Origin of the sequence: Aeromonas sp. PI_26, from assembly GCF_027854445.1 — a bacterium.
In the GTDB taxonomy this organism is placed as follows: domain Bacteria; phylum Pseudomonadota; class Gammaproteobacteria; order Enterobacterales; family Aeromonadaceae; genus Aeromonas; species Aeromonas veronii.
This window is the reverse complement of the sequence record NZ_JAJNOE010000004.1, coordinates 64,981-83,272: the sequence shown is the minus strand read 5'-3', so window position 1 is coordinate 83,272 and position 18,292 is coordinate 64,981. Positions and strand designations below refer to the sequence as shown.

Sequence of the window (18,292 nt, the reverse complement as noted above, 5' to 3'; positions counted from 1 at the left end):
GGCCGTTGTTGTTTATTTTTCATGGCGTTGTGATCAGGCTTTGGCTGGCTCACTCTCGCCCAGCGCAACGGTTTCACCCAGACTGTCTTCGGTCTTGGCGACCACGCTGGCGGCGATGGCGTTGCCCAACACGTTGGTGGCAGAGCGGCCCATGTCGAGGAAGTGGTCGATCCCCAGCAGCAGCAGAATGCCCGCTTCCGGAATATGGAACTGGTTCAGGGTGGCGGCAATCACCACAAGAGAGGCGCGCGGTACCCCGGCCATCCCCTTGGAGGTGACCATCAGCAGCAGTAGCATGGTGATCTGCTGGGCCATGGAGAGCTCGATGCCATACGCCTGGGCAATGAACATCACCGCGAAGGTGCAGTACATCATGGAACCGTCGAGGTTGAAGGAGTAACCCATCGGCAGCACGAAGCTGGCGATGCGCTTGTCACAGCCGAACTTCTCCAGACGATCCAGGGTCTTCGGATAGGCCGCTTCGGAGCTGGCGGTCGAGAAGGCCAGCAGGATGGGTTCACGGATCATCGCCAGCAGCTTGATGACACGGCCACGCAGGAAGACGCTGCCCATGGCGATCAGCAGCAGCCAGAGGCAGGCCAGCGCGATGTAGAACTGGGCCATAAAGCTGCCGTAGGTAACCAGAATACCCAGCCCCTCTTTGGCCACCATGGCGGCGATGGCGCCAAACACCGCGAATGGCGCAAAGTTCATCACATAACCGGTCACTTTCAGCATGATCTCGGCGGCGCTGGCCATCAGCACCACTACCGGCTTGGCCAGATCGCCGAGCGCGGCGGCAGCCAGACCGAAGAAGAGGGAGAAGACCACGATCTGCAGGATCTCGTTGGTGGCCATCGCCTCGACCACGCTCTTGGGGATGGCGTGGGTCACAAAATCTTTCAGGGTAATGGCACCGGCAGCAATGCCCGAGCTGGCGGTGTCATTGGGCAGGGAGAGCGAGAGACCCACACCCGGCTGCATCAGGGTCACCATCACCAGACCCAGGCTCAGGGACATCAGGGAGGCCAGCATGAACCAGCCGAGGGTCTTGGCACCGATACGCCCCACGGTGCGGGTGTCGCCCATCTTGGCGATACCGACCACCAGGGTAGTGAAGACCAGGGGAGCGATGATCATCTTGATCAGGCGCAGGAAGATATCGGTCAGGATCGTGATGTTACTGGCGAAATCCGCAGCCTGATCTGCGGCAAACATCCGATAGCCCTGGCCGGTGAGGATGCCAAACATCATGGAGATGAGGATGGCGACCGTCAGTTTATTCATTTTCATGGGGGAGTCCCGGTTTTGATTGGTGCAAGCCGTAAACAGTGGCGTGGGAGCCACTACAGTCCGTTTTTGTGATCCGAGCCGTTGATTCCTGGCGGCTGGTATGCTGGGAGAATGCCTAAAAGCAGGGGGTAAATCTAGAGGCTTTATCCAGAATTTTATCCTGCTATTAGGTGTATGTGATATGGATCTTGCAAACCACCAATATTAATCACTGTTTATTTTGATTTCGGCGAGATATTTCGCATTCAGAGTTCGCTCATCGAGTGCCCGCGGCAACAGGCGAAAAGTGAGCAGCGCCGAGATGGTATGCTGCACCTGCATCTGGGCCATAAAGAGATCCGGTTCATCCTCGTCAAAGCCAAAGATCGGCTGTGATGGGGTCACCCTGACGGCATCACGGTTAATGGTCAGCTCATCGACCTTAAGCCAGGAGTAACCCTCTGCCAGTGCCAGCTCCCCTGCCCGCTTGAGCACATATTTGCGGGCGGTCTCCCTGTCCACCAGATCGTTGCCGACAAACTCCAGCTGCCACTTGTCCGGGCCAAGCCGGGTCTGGGAAAAACCGGTCTGGCCGTTCCAGAATGACTTTTCACTCTCGTAAGGGGTGGCGCAGCCCACCAGCAGCAGGGTGAGCATCAGCAGACAACAGGGTTTAGATACGGATGCAGACACGAGAGGCCTCGACAGGCAAATGAGCAACAGAGTTGTTACTACACCATAAAGCGCGGTGGCTGCACAATCTGCTCACGCCAGCAGCGACCAGCGTGCATCACCACAGGCTTCACGCCTGTGCGGCAAATCGCAGGCAAAAGAAAAGGCCTTGTCGTTTGACAAGGCCTTTACCGGGGAATTTGGTCGGTGTGAGAGGATTCGAACCTCCGACCCTCTACACCCCATGCAGATGCGCTACCTGGCTGCGCTACACACCGACGGAGTCAGCTCGGCTGACGGGGGCAGAGTTTATGGGGATGACCCTGCCCTGTCAACAGGGAAACGCCGTCAATTCCTCGGCCACGGTGCGTTCGCCTGCTTTACGAACAATCAGCGGTTAAAGGTCAGCCGCTTGCCCAGGATCTGGTCAGTCACCTGCCCGTTTTGCCAGGCGATCTGGCCGTTCACCAGCGTCATCTCCACCGTGCTGTGGAAGCGGTAGCCGTTGAAGGGCGACCAGCCACAGTGGTAGAGGATGTTGTCATCGTTGACCACATAGGGCTTGCCCAGATCCAGCAGCACCAGATCGGCGAAGTAGCCCTCGCGGATATAACCGCGATCCTGCACCTGGAAGCGCTCGGCCACCGCATGGGAGGTCTTCTTGACGATAGTCTCCAGGGTAAACACGCCGTTGTGGTAGAGCTCCAGCAGCGCCTGCAAAGAGTGCTGCACCAACGGCACACCGGACGGCGCCTTGAAGTAGCTGTTCTGCTTCTCTTCCCAGGTGTGGGGCGCGTGGTCGGTGGCGATGATGTCGAGCACATCGTTGCGTACCGCATCCAGCAGCGCCTGCTGGTCGGCGGCACTCTTCACCGCAGGGTTGCACTTGATCAGGCTGCCCTGGGTCTCGTAATCGGCATCATTGAAGAAGAGGTGGTGCACACACACCTCGGCGGTGATGTTCTTGTCCTTCAGCTCGCTCAGGTCATGGCTGGCGGTAAACAGCGACAGCTCCTTGGCCGAGGTCAGATGCAGCACATGCAGCTTGGCACCGTATTTTTTCGCCAGCGCCACCGCCATGCTGGAGGATTTGTAGCACGCCTCGTCGCTGCGAATGCGGCCGTGCTCGCCCATAGGCACATTCTCGCCCCACTTGGCCCGTGCCGCCTCTTCCGCCTTGGCGATGGTCGGGGTGTCTTCGCAGTGGGTCACGATCATCACCGGACTTTCGCGGAAGATGGCCGCCAGGGTCTCCTGATTGTCCACCAGCATGTTGCCGGTCGAGGAGCCCATAAACACCTTGACCCCGCAGGACTGCTTGGGGTCGAGACGCTTGATCTCTTCAAGGTTGTCGTTGGTGGCGCCGAGATAGAAGCTGTAGTTGGCGACGGAGGAGTTGGCGGCGATCTGGTATTTGGCTTCGAGAGCGTCGAGGGTGGTGGTCTGGGGATTGACGTTGGGCATTTCCATGAAACTGGTGGTGCCACCGGCGACGGCGGCGCGGGATTCGCTGGCGATAGTCCCCTTGTGGGTCAATCCCGGCTCCCGGAAGTGGACCTGATCATCGATCATTCCGGGGATGAGATGGCGACCTGCGGCATCGATAACCAGCGCATCGGGCGCCTCGATATCCGGGGCGATGCGGGCAATCCGTTCCCCCTCGATCAACACATCGGAGGCATAGATGCGGCCTTCGTTGACCAGGGTGGCATTCTTGATAAGCAGTTTGTTCATGGGGGGTTCCAGTTCCTTTGCCGATAATCGCGGGTCATAATAGCGCAAAACTGCCCTTTCTCTGTAGCAAGGCCTGACTGATGAAGTTATTTGTAAGAGATTTGACCGTGATCGACTCCAGCTACCTCTGCGAACGCCGCGGCATGGTGGGCGAGAGCTGGCTGGTAGATATCGAAATGAGCGGTGAGCTCAACGAAATGAGCATGCTGCTGGACTTTGGCCGGGTAAAGAAGCTGATCAAGTCGATCATCGATGAAGAGGTGGACCACAAGCTGCTGGTGCCGACCGAGTGCCCGCTGATCCACGTCGAGACACTGGATGGTGACGAAAGCACAGTGGATCTGCTGCGCCCGGGTCGCTCCATCCATCTGCGCTGCCCATCCCAGGGCTTTGCCTTTATCCCTGCCCCGCAAGTTGATAAAGAGTCGGTAACCCGCTACCTGCTGGCGGTACTGGCCAAACGGCTGCCGGGCAATATCAAGGATCTCTCCCTGACTCTACGTCAGGAGGCGATCACCGGCGCCTTCTACCACTACAGCCATGGCCTGAAAAAGCACGATGGCAACTGCCAGCGTATCGCCCACGGCCACCGCTCTCCCATCGAGATCCACGTCGATGGCGAGCGCGACCAGGAGCTTGAGCTCAACTGGGCCGAACGCTGGGGCGATATCTACCTCGGCACCGAGGAGGACAAGGTGGCGCTGACCGAGCTCGCTTTGAGCCCCCGCGCCAATGCCCAGCTTGGCGAGCATCACTGCGGCTTCAAATATGTGGCGCCGCAAGGGCTGTTCCAGCTGGCCATCCCCAGCGCCGAGGTGGAGATGATCGACACCGACACCACGGTTGAGCTGCTGGCCTGCTATATCGCCCGCGAAGTGAAGAAGATGGTGGGCGACAAGTTCGTCAAGATTGTCGCCTATGAAGGGGTCGGCAAGGGCGCGATTGCCTACGCCTGATCCCCTTGTCGCAACCGCAATAAAGAGAAGGCCCCGCATCTGCGGGGCCTTGTTGTTTCAACTCTCGACCATCAGGCGCTCAGGCGGAAGCGCTTGACCAGGCTCTCCTGCTGCTCGGCGAGGGAGTCCAGCTGCTGGCTGGTCTCGGCTACCCGCTCGATCCCCTGATAGTTGAGATCCGAGATATCGGAGATGCGGTTGAGGTTGGTGGCGATATCGGCGCTGGTGGCCTGTTGCTGCTCGGCGGCAGAGGCGATCTGGCTCGACATGTCGCTGATCAGCACCACAATCCCCTGCACCTCCTCCATGGCGTTGTTGGCGTGAGAGCTCTGATCCACGCAGCTGTCCATCTCGCGGGAGCACTCCTGCATCACGGTCACCGCCTTGGCGACTCCCTGCTGCAGGTTCTCGATCATGGTCTGGATCTCGCTGGTGGATTGCGCGGTGCGGCCCGCCAGACTGCGCACCTCATCGGCCACCACCGCAAATCCACGCCCCTGCTCGCCGGCCCGCGCCGCTTCAATGGCAGCGTTGAGGGCCAGCAGGTTGGTCTGCTCGGCAATGCCGCGAATGACATCGAGGATGTTGCCGATCTGGCTGCTCATGGCGCTCACATCACCAATCACCTTGCCGGTCTGTTGCAGCTTGCCCGCCAGTTGATGAGTGGTGGTGATATTGCCTGCCATCACCTTGCGCCCCATCTCGGAGGCCTTCTCCACATCCTGCACCCGCTCCAGGGTCTGGTTGGCAGCCTGAGCCACCTCCCGCACCGAGGCCTCCATCTGGGTCATGGCGGCGGCGACCGAGGCGGTCTCCTGCCGCTGTTTCTCCAGATCCGCCCGCACTGATTCGGTGGTGTGGCGGTTGCCGTGGGCGGCATCGTTAAGCTGGGCAGATGCTTGTGAAAGCTGTGCCAGCACCTCCCCCATCTGGGCAATCAACAGGTTGATCTGGCTGCCCAGCTGGCCGAATTCGTTCTTGCTCTGAAAACCGATGCGCTGGGTCATGTCGCCCTGGGTTACTTCGGTCAGCACCCGCAGCAACTCCCTGAGCGGACGGCGAATGGCCTTGCCCAGGGTATAAGCCACCAGCATGGCAATCAGGATGGCGACTACGATGCTGGTTCCCTGGGTCAGGGTGCTCTGGCTCTGTGTGACTTTGGCGTGCTGAATACTTTGACTCATCAGCTGCTGACTCTGGCCGGTGATCCGCTCAAGCTGGTTCTGGATCTCGACGATGAGAGCGCTCGCCTGCTTGCTCTTCTCCCGCATCTGCTCCTGCTGCTTCATCAGCGCCAGATACTGGGAGAGCACGCCTTCGCTTGCGGTGGTGTCGCGCACGAAGCCGTGAACATAGTGGCCCATGTCGTTCTCGAAGTTCTTCAGCTCCCCCTGCAGATCCTTGATGGTGCTGTTGAACCCCTCGATCTGCATCTTGTTGCGCTTGAGCGCCCCTTCAATGGGATCCGGAATGGTCTGGTTGAGGGCGTCCATGGTGGAGAGTTCGATGGCGGAGAGCTTGGTGGTCAGGGTCTCGGAGAGCATCTTGATGAAGCTGTCGTCGATGGTGACCATCATGTCACCCAGACTCTTCTTGAACTGGGGCAGACTGACCTGAAACTGCCCCTTGGCCAGATTGACCTTGTGCAGCCGGGTGAGCAGCGCCTCGTGTTCGCCGGGCAGGGTATCGGTCAGTTGCAGATAGCTGTCGACCTGCTGGCTGAGGCTGCTCATCTCCCCTTGCAGTTCGGGGTGGTGGGCCACCTGCTGGCGCAAGACGTCGAGGCTCTTGCCCACCGCAGCCTTGGCCTGTTTCAGTTCGGCCACTTCGGCTGGCAGCTGTTTGGGGTCCTGCTCGGTGAGCACATCCCCCAGCCACTTGTTGGCGCTGAGCAGGGTGATCTGGGTCTGGCTGCTGGCAATCACCAGCGGCATAGACTGCTGGGTAACCTGCTCCAGTGCGTTCCCCAGGGTCTCCTGACTACGAAATGTGAGCAGTGAACTGGCCACCATCACGGCCACCAGGATCGCGAAGCCAAGGTAGACTCGCTGCAAGATGGAGAGATCCGACATTGTTTGTTTCATTATTGTCCCGCTGTATATGCAAAAGTCCCTTGCCTGAGTACCCCGTCCTTTTGATACCCTGCAGACCACCCTGAACAGGCGCTGCAGATGACGTCCCTCTGGCTATCGGTATTTTTAACAATAACTGAAGGGAATGGGACATCAGCTGTGTCAAATGTCGGCTTGTGTCACACTTGGCGTGCTGCTCGCCCCCCTTTCGGGAGCCGCTTGGGGTTCTAGTTCAATTTTCTGTTTCATATAAGGGAGTTAGCCATGGCGCAAGAAACCATTTTCAGCAAAATCATCCGTAAAGAGATCCCCGCCGACATCCTTTATCAAGACGATCTGGTCACCGCATTCCGGGATATCCAGCCCAAGGCCAAAACCCATATTCTGATCATCCCCAATGTGCTGATCCCCACCGTCAATGACGTGGAAGCCGAACATGAACTGGCCCTTGGCCGGATGTTCACCGTGGCCCGCAAACTGGCCGCCGAGGCTGGCATCGCCGAAGATGGCTACCGCCTCATCATGAACTGCAACCGCCACGGCGGGCAGGAGGTCTACCATATCCACATGCATCTGGTCGGTGGCCAGCCGCTGGGACCGCTGCTCAGCCTGTAATGAATCGCCACGCCTCAACCTGCCGCAGCGCCCTGTTGCTCTGCGGCGCCCTGCTGTTGCTGGGAGGCTGCGCCTCCCGCTGGCAGGATATGTTCGTCTCCTACTCCGATCAGATGGTGCCCCTGCGCAACCAGCTGCTGCTGGGCCATGCCGCCGAGGCGCTGCCCGAAGTGCGCGACTCCACCCTTGGGGATGACACCTTTGTGCTGGATCGGCTCGAACAGGGGCGCATTGCCTGGCTCGCCGGTCAGGATGCGGGCAGCAAGCAGGCGTTCACCGCCGCCGACAGCCGCCTTCAGTGGGAAGACAATCAGGCCGAATACCGGCTGAGCCACGGTCTGGATCAGGTGGGCAGTCTGCTCACCAACGATCAGTCGATGGCCTATCGTACTCCCGATTACGAACGCACCATGCTGCATCACTATCTGGCCCTCAACTATCTGCAACGGGGTGATGCCGATGGCGCCCTGGTAGAGGTGCGCCGGGCCAATCAGGTGCAGGAGCAGGCGCTTAAACGGCGAGCCGATGAGGTGCGCAAGGCGAAGGATGAGAGCGAAGAGGCCGAGGCTGAAGGTGAGATGCGCCAGCTGATGTCGCGCGGCGCACCGGATCTCGATCGGTTGATCGGCAAGGTCAAAAACGGTTTTCAGAACGCCTACACCTTCTATTTTTCCGCCGTGCTCTATGAGGCGGCCGGGGATCTCAACGATGCCTGGGTCGACTATCAGCGCGGCTACCAGATAGCGCCGGACAACCGCAGCCTGCAAGATGCCTTGCTGCGTCTGGCGCGGCTGCGTGGCTCACCGGACGAGATCCGCGAGACCGAGAAAAAGATAGGCCGCAAAGCACCGCCGCTTGCAAAAGATCAAGGCCAACTGGTGGTGCTGTTTGAAGATGGTTTGATCCCGGCGCGGCGCGAACTGTTCCTGCCGCTCCCCATCTCCACCTCCCGCGGCGATTTTCGCACCTTTACCGTCGCCATCCCCTATTACGATAATCGGGCCAGCGACACCGGCCCGCTGACGGTGGAAGTCGGCAAGCGGGCCTGGCAGACCAGCGAGCTGGTCAGGCTGGAAGCGCTGGCCGCCAAAGATCTGCAGGAGCGGCTGCCCGGCATGCTGACCCGCCAGGCGCTGCGGCTGGTGGCCAAGGAGCAGATGCGCCGCACCGCCGCCAAAGAGGGGGGCGATGTGGGCAATATTCTGGTGGGGATCTTCAACACCCTCTCGGAGCGGGCCGATACCCGCAGCTGGCTGACACTGCCGGCGCAGGCATCAAGCTGGCAGGGGATGGTGCCGGCGGGTGAGGTGAACCTCACTCTGGGAGCGGGTGCCGCCCAGCGTCAGTTGCCGCTGACTATTCATAGCGGCCGCACCACCCTGGTCTGGGTACAGCGCCTCGGCGCCGGTCTGACCACCCGGGTGATGCCGCTCTGAGCAGATGGCGAAGAGATATGAGCAAGACAATTAACCGGGCAGGCTCACACGCGGCCCCACTCACCCCGATTAAGGAGAGCAAGATGAAAGCATACGGGTTGGCCCTCGGGCTCGCGCTGCTGCTGACCGGCTGCGCCACCAACACCTCCGGCGTGGCGCTCTATGGCCCGGCGGGCGGTGCCCCCACGCTGGAGCAGCATCAAAACGTCAACGTCACCCTGACCGAGCTGAGCCGCCGCCAGCAAAATGGCCTGCTGCAGGTCAATGTGGCCGCCGCCAGCACCCAGCGCGGCGATAACAAGCTGCAATATATCTTCTATTGGTATGATGAGGCCGGTCAGGAGGTCGCCAGCGATGGCCGCGGCTGGACCCCCATCAAGCTGCATGGCTATCAGACCCGCACCCTCTCGGCCCTGGCGCCCAGCCCGGCGGCGCAGGGTTACCGGATTTACGTACGCGAAGTGATTGAGGAATCCTACTGATGAAAATGAATCATGCCCTGCTGATATTGACCGGCGCCTTGCTCTTGGGCGGCTGCTCCAGCACCACCGTCAGCTATGGCGATCCCACTGAAACCGAAACCGTTACCGTCGATTACGGCTCAAGCGATCTGCAGGCCATCGCCGACAAGATGGCGGACTCCATGCTCGCCTCCCCTGCCACCAGCGAGATCACCGCAGGCGGTCGTCCGGTGATGTTTATGGACTCTATCCGCAACAAGACCTCCGAGCACATCGATACCGAAGCCATCACCGATACCATCCGCACCAAGTTGCTGCGGGCCGGCAAGTTCCGCTTCGTCGACATGAGCAAGGTGGCCGCCGTCAAGCAGCAGCTCGAATACCAGCAGAGCAGCGGCATGGTGGATCCTGCCTCCATGGTACGTCTGGGCAAGCAGACCGGTGCCCGCTACATGGTCTATGGCAACCTCGCCAGCATCGTCAAAGACAATGGCAAGGTGAAGGATGTCTACTACCAGATGACCATGAACCTGATGGATCTGCAAAACGGCGAACTGCTGTGGGCCGATCAGAAAGAGATCCGCAAACAGGCGAAGAAATCCACCTTTGGCTGGTAACAGGCTCCTGGTGACAGGCAACTGTGATCCGCTACTGGCCAGCCTGCCCGCCCCCTGGCGGGAGGGGCAGCTGGAACCACTCGGGTTAGGCCTGACCAACTGCAACTATCGACTGCGCCTCCCCTCGGGGCGCAGTTACTTTTTGCGTCAGGGCCACTCCGACCCGGTGCGCCTTGGCATCGACCGTCCCACCGAGTGGCAGCTTTATCAGGGGGCGATGGCAGAAGGGTTGGCGCTGCCCTGCCACTATGGCGATCCCGCCAGCGGTCTGATGCTGCTCGAATGGTGCGATGAGCCAAACTGGGTACACGCGGCGCCACCGACAGCCGATCAGCCCCGCCTGCTGGCGGAGGTGCTGCGCAAGCTCCATCGCCTGCCGCTGCCTGAGGTGGTGATGGCGGTGCGAGCCCACGCCGCGGGCTATCGCGCCCGACTGGCACACATTCCCTCCTGGCTGCCCGCCCTGGAGCGGGGCTTGCTCGCCAGCAGTGAGCCAAATGATTGCTGGCGCCCTTGCCACCATGATCTCAATCCGGCTAACTTGTTGGGAAGCAAACCCTGGGTCATCGACTGGGAGTATGGCGCGGCAGGTCACCCCGGCTTTGAGCTCGCCAGCATCCAGCGCACCCATGAGTGGCCCGCCGAGCGGCGCGACGAGCTGGAAGCGCACTATCTGCAGGCCGTGCCGCGCCACCAGTGGCCCGATTTTCAGAGCGAGGCATTTTTACCCTGGGTCGACTATATCGGCCTGCTCTGGGCCCTGCTGATGGCAGAGCAACAGCCCTCACTCGACTATGACACCCTGATCGCCATCAACCGGCAACGACTGGAGTAACAGATGATAAACAAGGTGCGCTGGCACAAGCCGAAAACCTGGGGTCTGCTGCTGATCGGCCTGCTGCTGACCGGCTGCTCCACCCGGGTGATCTACTACTGGCTCGATACCGCCATCATCTGGCAGCTGGATGACTACTTTGCCCTCTCCTATTCGCAGAAGGATCTGCTCAGCCGCGAAGTGAAGGGGCTGATGGCCTGGCACCGCCAGCACGAGCTGCCGCGCTACGCCAAGGATCTCGATGCACTGGCCAAGGCGGTGGCCAGCCCCATGACGCCGGAGCAGATCTCGACCAACCTAGATGCGGTGCAGCAGAGTCTGACCCGCACGCTGGAAAACACTATCCCCCGCGCGGTCAGGCTGGCGCGCACCCTGACCGATGAGCAGGTGGCCCGCTTTATGACCGATCGGGTCAAGCGGCAACAGGAGCGGCAAAAGGACTTTGCCACTGAGCCCAAAGAGCAGATGCTGGCAGAGTTTCGCGACAAGATGAACAAGCGGCTCGAGTTCTGGATTGGCGAGGTGAAACCGGCACAGGCACCACTGGTGGCCCAGTGGGCCGAATGGCAATACGAGCTGATGCCCCCCTGGCTCGAGTTTCAGGAGTCCTGGACCCAGGAGCTGGACAGGCTGATGAAGCAGCGCCAGAGTCCCGACTTTACCCGCGAGCTGACTGACCTGCTGGCCGAGGGGGATGGGCTGATGGATGGCCGCTTTACCGGCTATACCGAACAGTCGCGCCAGCGTACCGTCAACTGGCTGAGCGCCATGAGCCAGTCGCTGGATATCTCCCAGCGGGCTCATCTCTACTCCCTGCTCAAGGGTTATGCCCGCGACTTCAAGCAGATGAGCGGCAGCTGACAGCCAGCACCGAATGGTGCCATGTGCCCGGGGCAACCTTGTTCAAACCGGGCGCTTATGGTAGTTTGCCCTTCCTATTTATCGGGAATTAACTTTTTGCGCCTTATCGACAAAGTAAAACTGGTGCTGGTAACTCTGGTTATCGCCCTCACCCTGCTTTGTTCCATCGCCCGAATGGAAGGCCCGCTGCTACCCGCATCTCCCCAGAGTGAACAGCAGCAGACTCAGGTGTTCAATCAGCTTAGCGACAGCGATGATGGCATCATCAAGTTTGTCGGCAGCCATCAGAATCACCTGCTGCGTCTCGAACAATCCCTGCGCAGTGACAACCAGCCCAAGAGTGTGGTCTACGAGCTGATCCAGAGCTGGTCGGCCCAAGCCATCCTGCTGTTGCTGCTCGGCTGGCTGATGCTGGCCCCCGAGCTCTATCACAAACAGAGTTTTCGCGATCGCTTTGGCGCGATCCACCGGCGCCATCTGCAGCGCCAACATCTGCAATACCGCTTCACCCAGAGCTATCTGAACGCCTGACCCCGGAGGGGCTGGCACATCCACTGTTTGCTCATCTCCTCTTCCTGACGGATCCGGCGGCTGCCTGATCCGCATCTGATACATCCCATTTTTTGCGCCTTGCCGAGCCTTGTTGCTATCGGCCCAGGCACCATTCTCCTGACAGAGGCTTGTTTGCCATGAGAAAGAGCAATCGCACCGTTCTCAACCGCATGAGCAAGTGGCAGTACGCACTGCTGTTGTTGATGCTGTTGACCTTTACCTTTTACTCCCTGCCCACCTTTTTCGGTGAGCAGCCCTCCCTCGGCCTGCACGGACAGCAGCGCCTGACCGCTCAGCAGCAGATGTTGCTGAGCGACAAACACCTGACCCCGCTCAAGGTGATCGAGCAACCTGAGCGGGTCGAGCTGGTCTTTGCCAGCCAGGGCGATCAGCAGCGCGCCAAGCAGTTGCTGGAGCAGCAAGGGGTCGATAGTGCCGCCCTCACCCTGGAGTTTCACTCCAACGCGCCAGCCTGGATCACCCGCCTCGGCGCCGATCCCATCAAGCTGGGACTGGACCTGCGTGGTGGCTCCCAGCTGCTTATCGGTGTGGACGTGGACTTTGTCATCGACAATCAGACCAAGAATCTGGTGGATACCCTGCGCACCCGCTTCCGTGAAGCCAACCTGCGCGGCGCCAGCGTCACGCGCAGCGCACAGGGCGCCGTAGCCGTCACCCTGCCGGAGGTCGCCGAACAGGAGAGCTGGCTCGCCATCATCAAGGAGAGTGCCGGTACCCGTCAGGATCAGTGGAAGCTGACCCGCTCCGGCAATGATCTGAAACTGGTGCTGAGCGAGGCGGAGCGTACCCTGCTGGTCAACAACGCCGTGACCCAAAACCTGTCGATCCTGAAAAAACGGATCAATGAGCTCGGCATCGTCGAGGCATCGGTGGTGCGTCAGGGGCAGGATGGCATCCGTATCGAACTGCCCGGGGTACATAACCCCAAGCAGGCAAAAGAGGTGATCGGGGCCACCGCCTCGCTGGCCTTCTACGAGGCCAAAGCCGACAGCCACTTCTACATCGCCGATCGCAACGGTCAGGCCGTCGGCATGGCGCGCAAGCCGGTACTCACCGGCGAGCACATCGTCGATGCCCGCGCCAACATGGGCGAAATGGGTCAACCGCAGGTCAATATCGTGCTCGACACCCTGGGTGGCAGCAAGATGAACCAGTTCAGCCGCCAGCATGTGGGCAAGCCGATGGCGACCGTCTTCACCGAGTACAAGACCAACGCTCAGGGCAAACTGCGCGCCCAGAGCGAGGTGATCAACGTCGCCACCATCCAGACCGCCCTTGGCAACCAGTTCCGCATCACCGGCATTGGCAGTCTGCCGGAAGCGCAAGAGCTGGCCATGCTGCTGCGTGCCGGCGCCCTCACCGCCCCTCTCAAGATCCTGGAAGAACGCAGTATTGGCCCGACGCTGGGGATGCAGAATATCGAGGCGGGCTTCACCGCGCTGGCCTTCGGTATGGCAGGCATGATGCTGTTCATGATGGCCTGGTACCGCAAATTCGGCTGGGTTGCCATCACGGCGCTGGTCGCCAACCTGTTGATGCAGGTCGGCATGCTGGCGGTGCTGCCGGGCGCAGTGCTGACCCTGCCGGGGATCGCCGGTTTGGTACTGACGGTGGGCATGGCGGTGGATACTCATGTGCTGATCTTCGAGCGGATCAGGGACCGTCTGCGAGAAGGGGGCTCACTGGCCAACGCCATCGACTTTGGCTATCGCTCGGCCTTCCACACCATTTTCGATGCCAACATCACTACGCTTATCTGCGCTGTGGTGCTCTACTCCATCGGCTCCGGGCCACTGCAGGGCTTCTCTATCACCCTCATTCTGGGTCTGCTCTCCAGCATGATCACCGGGATCTGGGGAACGCGCGCCATCATCAATCCTCTGTGGGGACGCAGCAGCGAGCGCACGCTGAAAGTGTAACGGGACAGTTGTCCCTCTGATGAGCAGCTTTGGCTGCGCCATCGGCTATGGATATGGCCGGAGCGGCCAAAGCAGAACACTATTTTCCCGGCGTGTCGCGACACGTCGTGATGGGCCAACAGCCTGATGCTGGCTGGCCAAGGAGAGAATTATGTTGAGAATGATCGTTGCCATGGGGCTGACCCGTTGGCGCTATATCGGCCTGTGGGCTTCCATCCTGCTGACCGTGGCCAGCGTCGCCATCTTGCTGGTGAACGGCCTCACTCTGGGGCTCGATTTTACCGGCGGGATCCTGCTGGAGTTTCATATCCAGACCCTGAAAGAGGCCCATGAGCTCAATGCCATGCTGGCCTCCCCGCTGGCGGGAGCCGTTGAGCTGAGTTCGGCCGGTATTCCCGGCGAGTGGCTGATCAAGCTGCCCCCCCACGAACTGCCCTGGCCCGCGGCAGATCTCGCCACCATGCTGACCCAGCAGTTGGGGATGCCGGTCGAGTTGCTGCGCACCACCATCGTCGGCCCTCAGGTGGGTGCCGAGCTGTTCCAGCAGGGGATGCTGGCGGTGCTGGTCGCTTCGCTGGCGATGTCGGCCTATCTGGCGTTTCGTTTCGAGTGGCGTCAGGCCATCGGAATCCTGCTCTCGGTAGTCCATGACGCCATCGTGGCACTGGGACTGCTGTCACTCTTTCAGATCGAATTCGATCTGAACATCATCGCCGGTTTGATGGCGGTAATCGGCTACTCCCTCAACGACAGCATCGTCATCTCGGACAGGCTGCGGGATCTGCTGAGCTCGCGTACCCAGATGGGCATCCACGAGTGCTCCGATGTGGCCATCAAGGCGACCTTCAGTCGCACCATGATCACCTCGGGCACCACCCTGTTTACCGTGGGCGCTCTGTTGCTGTTTGGCGGTGACGCTCTCTACGGCTTCTCCTTCACCCTGTTTGCCGGGATCCTGGTGGGCACCGTCTCCTCCATTACCGTCGCCTCGACCGTGCAGGAGCTGCTTGGGCTCACCCCGCAGGCCTACCAGAAGAAGAGCGAGGAGCCACTGGCCAACGCAGCCTGAACCTTGTTAATCAGACCCGGCTCACCGGGTCTCAACAAACCGGGCCCCTGCCAACCATTGGCAGGGGCTTTTTCATCCCTCCTCTCTCGCCGCCCATTTTGTCGTTCGACTCGCCTCAATTGACAACTGACCATATTGAAAGCAATGACGGATCAACCCGTCATTTTTAATAACAAAAAGGTCATTTTATTACGTCAGAAACCATAAAATGTGACTGAAAGCACTTTCTTGAGGGCTCAAAGGAGGCAACATTGTAGTGATTTATCTACAAAGGGATATGAGATGTTGTTACAACCTGCCAATACAGCAAAATCCAGACAGTTGCTGAACGAGACCATGGCTTTGGTACTCGCAGGAGGGCGGGGTAGTCGCCTCAAACAGTTAACCGACAACCGTGCAAAACCTGCCGTTCATTTCGGCGGCAAATTCCGCATCATCGATTTCGTGCTCTCCAACTGCATCAACTCCGGCATCCGTCGGGTCGGTGTCGTGACCCAGTACAAATCCCACAGCCTGTTGCGCCATCTCCAATCGGGCTGGTCTTTCCTGCGCTACCAGATGAACGAGTTTATCGATCTGCTCCCTGCCCAGCAGCGGGTGGATGAGGTGAACTGGTATCGGGGTACCGCCGATGCGGTCTACCAGAATCTGGATATCATCCGCGATCACGCCCCCAAATATGTGGTGGTGCTGGCAGGCGACCACATCTACAAGATGGATTACGCCGCCATGCTGCTCGACCACGTCAATATGGGCGCCAAGGTGACCGTTGCCTGCATCGACGTGCCACGCAGTGAAGCAAGCGCCTTCGGAGTGATGGCGGTGGATGATGATCGCAAGATCAATGCCTTCGTCGAAAAGCCTGCCAACCCGCCCGCCATGCCGGGCAAGGCCGACACCGCGCTGGCCTCAATGGGCGTCTATATCTTCGATGCGGAGTATCTCTATCAGCTGCTGGAAGAGGACATTGCCAACGAGCAATCCCATCACGATTTCGGCATGGACGTGATCCCCCGCGTGGTGAAAGAGGGCACCGCATTCGCTCACCCGTTTGGCATGTCCTGTGTCGGCTGCTGTCCGGATCGCCGCCCCTACTGGCGCGATGTGGGCACCGTGGACTCCTTCTGGGAGGCCAATATGGATCTCGCTTCCGTCACGCCTGAGCTCGATATCTACGATCAGGACTGGCCCATCTGGACCAGTCAGAACATGACTCCTCCCGCCAAGTTCGTGCAGGACCGAAACGGCCAGCACGGCATGACCATCAACTCCATGTTTGCCGGGGGCACCATCGTCAGTGGCTCTTTCATCCTGAGTTCGGTGCTCTTTACCAATGTGCGGGTCGACTCCTTCTGCACTCTGGATCAGGCCGTTATCTTCCCGGGTGTGGAGATTGGTGCCGGTTGCCGACTGCGCCGGGTGGTGATCGACAAGGGGTGCAAACTGCCGGAAGGCACAGTGATAGGTGAAAACGCCGATGAAGATGCACGTCGCTTCCACCGCTCCGAGCAGGGCATAGTGCTGGTCACCCAGGGGATGCTCACTCGCCTGAACAAAGAGCTGCAGGGAAAACAAAAGCGCTGATCCGCAGCCAGACGGGATCCCCCTTCCTACCGCAAAGGGAGCCATTATGGCTCCCTCTTTCTATGGCTGACCAGATAGCCACCTCACACCATCATTGCCATCGCGTTGCAGTCTCCCAGAGATACCATTTACTGTGGGTAAACAGCTGTGCAACGCAGCATTCACGCCCTCAAATCGTAAACATTAAATTACACAAAAACCATTATTCCTCCGAAAAAACCTCTGTATTATTCCTGTTCGCGCTATATAGCAGCTCCTTTATCTGACTTTTTAGCGGTAAACCCACTAGTTTCACTTGATTGTTTGTTTTTCCTTGGTAAGGTGAGGGCGGTTGCGTAACAAAGCAGGTACCAGTGTAAATATATAGGTACAACCGCTTTTGGCTTAATACAGTAGAGAGTATGAAATCATGCAAAGAGACCCCCTGAACAACATCCATATCCAGTCCGAACAAGTGATGATCACGCCTGCCCAGCTCAAGGAGAAGTTACCCATCTCCGACAAGGCGCTGGCATTCGTGCAAGGGGCCCGCAATACCATCGCCGACATCATTCACCGCCGCGATCACCGGCTGTTGGTGATCTGTGGTCCCTGCTCCATCCACGATATGGACGCCGCCAAAGAGTACGCAACCAGACTCAAAGCGCTGCATGATGCCTACCAGGACTCTCTCTACATTGTCATGCGGGTCTACTTTGAGAAGCCTCGCACCACAGTCGGCTGGAAAGGCTTTATCAACGACCCCAATCTGGATGGCACCTTCGATGTGGAGCTGGGGCTGCACCGTGCCCGCGAGCTGCTCTGCTGGCTGGCGGAGCTGGAGTTGCCGCTTGCCACCGAAGCGCTCGACCCCATCAGCCCGCAATACCTGGCCGAGCTCTTCTCCTGGTCAGCCATCGGCGCCCGCACCACCGAATCCCAGACCCACAGGGAGATGGCGTCCGGCCTCTCCATGCCGGTCGGCTTCAAGAATGGCACCGACGGCAACCTGGGGACTGCCATCAATGCGTTGCAGGCGGCCTCCTCCCCTCACGCCTTTATGGGGATCAACCAGCAGGGCCAGGTTGCACTGCTGCAGACCCAGGGCAACCCGGATGGCCACGTGATCCTGCGCGGCGGCAAACATCCCAACTACGACTCGGTCAACGTGTCGCTGGCGGAAGAGGCACTGGAAAAGGCGGGCCTGCTGCCCGGTCTGGTGGTGGATTGCAGTCACGGCAACTCCAGCAAGGATCACCGCTTGCAGCCCAAGGTGGCCGACAACGTCATCCACCAGATCCAGGAGGGCAACCGCTCCATCATCGGGGTGATGCTCGAATCCAACCTGTTCGAGGGAAACCAGTCCAGCGAGCAGCCCAAGGAGCAGATGCACTACGGGGTCTCCATCACTGATGCCTGCATCGACTGGGATACCACCGCCACCCTGCTGGCCCGCTGCCACAACCAGCTGGCTGACCCCCTCAAGGGCAGAACTGCACGGTAAGCCGTGGTATCTTGTCGTAACCTATTGAACAATCTGGGTATCACCGCTGGTGGCATCAAACCGCTCATGCCGTGATACCTTGTTGCATCTTGATTTTCAGGGCGCCGCCGCTCGCGGCGCCAGCAGGGACTGG

General features: G+C 59.7%; 16 protein-coding genes and 1 tRNA gene. 12 read left to right on the top strand and 5 right to left on the bottom strand.

Annotated features, from left to right (window positions below; genetic code table 11):
- Window positions 1–33: 33 nt before the first annotated feature.
- From LRL22_RS06490 to LRL22_RS06475, 4 genes are all read right to left on the bottom strand, one after another.
- On the bottom strand, window positions 34–1,293 hold the full coding sequence (locus LRL22_RS06490) for a dicarboxylate/amino acid:cation symporter (protein WP_043819404.1): 1,260 nt from the start codon (window positions 1,291–1,293) through the stop codon (window positions 34–36).
- 204 nt (window positions 1,294–1,497) lie between these two features.
- Window positions 1,498–1,929 (bottom strand): CC0125/CC1285 family lipoprotein, encoded by a 432-nt coding sequence (locus tag LRL22_RS06485; protein ID WP_041202117.1) that lies wholly within the window; start codon window positions 1,927–1,929, stop codon window positions 1,498–1,500.
- 216 nt (window positions 1,930–2,145) lie between these two features.
- A tRNA-Pro gene (locus tag LRL22_RS06480) sits at window positions 2,146–2,222 on the bottom strand.
- Between the two features lie 112 nt (window positions 2,223–2,334).
- On the bottom strand, window positions 2,335–3,678 hold the full coding sequence (locus LRL22_RS06475) for a dihydroorotase (RefSeq protein WP_042053202.1): 1,344 nt from the start codon (window positions 3,676–3,678) through the stop codon (window positions 2,335–2,337).
- Window positions 3,679–3,758: 80 nt separating this feature from the next.
- On the opposite strand from LRL22_RS06475, the gene LRL22_RS06470 reads away from it, so the two are divergent.
- Window positions 3,759–4,634: a 6-pyruvoyl trahydropterin synthase family protein gene (locus LRL22_RS06470; protein WP_043819396.1), complete on the top strand. Its 876-nt coding sequence runs from the start codon at window positions 3,759–3,761 to the stop codon at window positions 4,632–4,634.
- 71 nt (window positions 4,635–4,705) lie between these two features.
- On the opposite strand, the gene LRL22_RS06465 is transcribed toward LRL22_RS06470, so the two are convergent.
- Complete coding sequence (locus LRL22_RS06465; protein WP_270904986.1) at window positions 4,706–6,718, bottom strand: methyl-accepting chemotaxis protein; 2,013 nt, start codon at window positions 6,716–6,718, stop codon at window positions 4,706–4,708.
- Between the two features lie 252 nt (window positions 6,719–6,970).
- On the opposite strand from LRL22_RS06465, the gene hinT reads away from it, so the two are divergent.
- The 11 genes from hinT (at window position 6,971) to LRL22_RS06410 (ending at window position 18,159) form a co-directional block, all read left to right on the top strand.
- A complete protein-coding gene (hinT, locus tag LRL22_RS06460; protein WP_005334033.1) occupies window positions 6,971–7,321 on the top strand; it encodes a purine nucleoside phosphoramidase in 351 nt (116 codons plus the stop codon).
- The gene (locus LRL22_RS06455; protein WP_270904985.1) at window positions 7,321–8,757 is read left to right on the top strand and encodes a COG3014 family protein; all 1,437 of its coding nucleotides are present in this window, start codon (window positions 7,321–7,323) and stop codon (window positions 8,755–8,757) included. Before hinT ends, LRL22_RS06455 begins: the two co-directional genes overlap by 1 nt.
- An 83-nt stretch (window positions 8,758–8,840) precedes the next feature.
- Complete coding sequence (locus tag LRL22_RS06450) at window positions 8,841–9,239, top strand: YcfL family protein (RefSeq protein ID WP_005334038.1); 399 nt, start codon at window positions 8,841–8,843, stop codon at window positions 9,237–9,239.
- Window positions 9,239–9,835: a penicillin-binding protein activator LpoB gene (gene lpoB, locus LRL22_RS06445; protein ID WP_005302153.1), complete on the top strand. Its 597-nt coding sequence runs from the start codon at window positions 9,239–9,241 to the stop codon at window positions 9,833–9,835. Before LRL22_RS06450 ends, lpoB begins: the two co-directional genes overlap by 1 nt.
- Window positions 9,836–9,845: 10 nt before the next feature.
- Window positions 9,846–10,670, top strand: coding sequence for a phosphotransferase (locus tag LRL22_RS06440; protein ID WP_270904984.1), 825 nt, complete (start codon window positions 9,846–9,848; stop codon window positions 10,668–10,670).
- Window positions 10,671–10,673: 3 nt separating this feature from the next.
- Window positions 10,674–11,531, top strand: coding sequence for a DUF6279 family lipoprotein (locus LRL22_RS06435; RefSeq protein ID WP_005353080.1), 858 nt, complete (start codon window positions 10,674–10,676; stop codon window positions 11,529–11,531).
- A gap of 96 nt (window positions 11,532–11,627) precedes the next feature.
- Window positions 11,628–12,062, top strand: coding sequence for a hypothetical protein (locus tag LRL22_RS06430; protein WP_043819384.1), 435 nt, complete (start codon window positions 11,628–11,630; stop codon window positions 12,060–12,062).
- Window positions 12,063–12,220: 158 nt separating this feature from the next.
- On the top strand, window positions 12,221–14,023 hold the full coding sequence (gene secD, locus LRL22_RS06425) for a protein translocase subunit SecD (protein ID WP_270904983.1): 1,803 nt from the start codon (window positions 12,221–12,223) through the stop codon (window positions 14,021–14,023).
- Window positions 14,024–14,174: 151 nt separating this feature from the next.
- Window positions 14,175–15,092 (top strand): protein translocase subunit SecF, encoded by a 918-nt coding sequence (gene secF, locus LRL22_RS06420; protein WP_236302434.1) that lies wholly within the window; start codon window positions 14,175–14,177, stop codon window positions 15,090–15,092.
- 282 nt (window positions 15,093–15,374) lie between these two features.
- Complete coding sequence (gene glgC / locus LRL22_RS06415) at window positions 15,375–16,676, top strand: glucose-1-phosphate adenylyltransferase (protein ID WP_270904982.1); 1,302 nt, start codon at window positions 15,375–15,377, stop codon at window positions 16,674–16,676.
- Between the two features lie 409 nt (window positions 16,677–17,085).
- Window positions 17,086–18,159, top strand: a complete 1,074-nt coding sequence (locus LRL22_RS06410) for a 3-deoxy-7-phosphoheptulonate synthase (RefSeq protein WP_110302379.1) — start codon at window positions 17,086–17,088, stop codon at window positions 18,157–18,159.
- Window positions 18,160–18,292 lie beyond the last annotated feature (133 nt).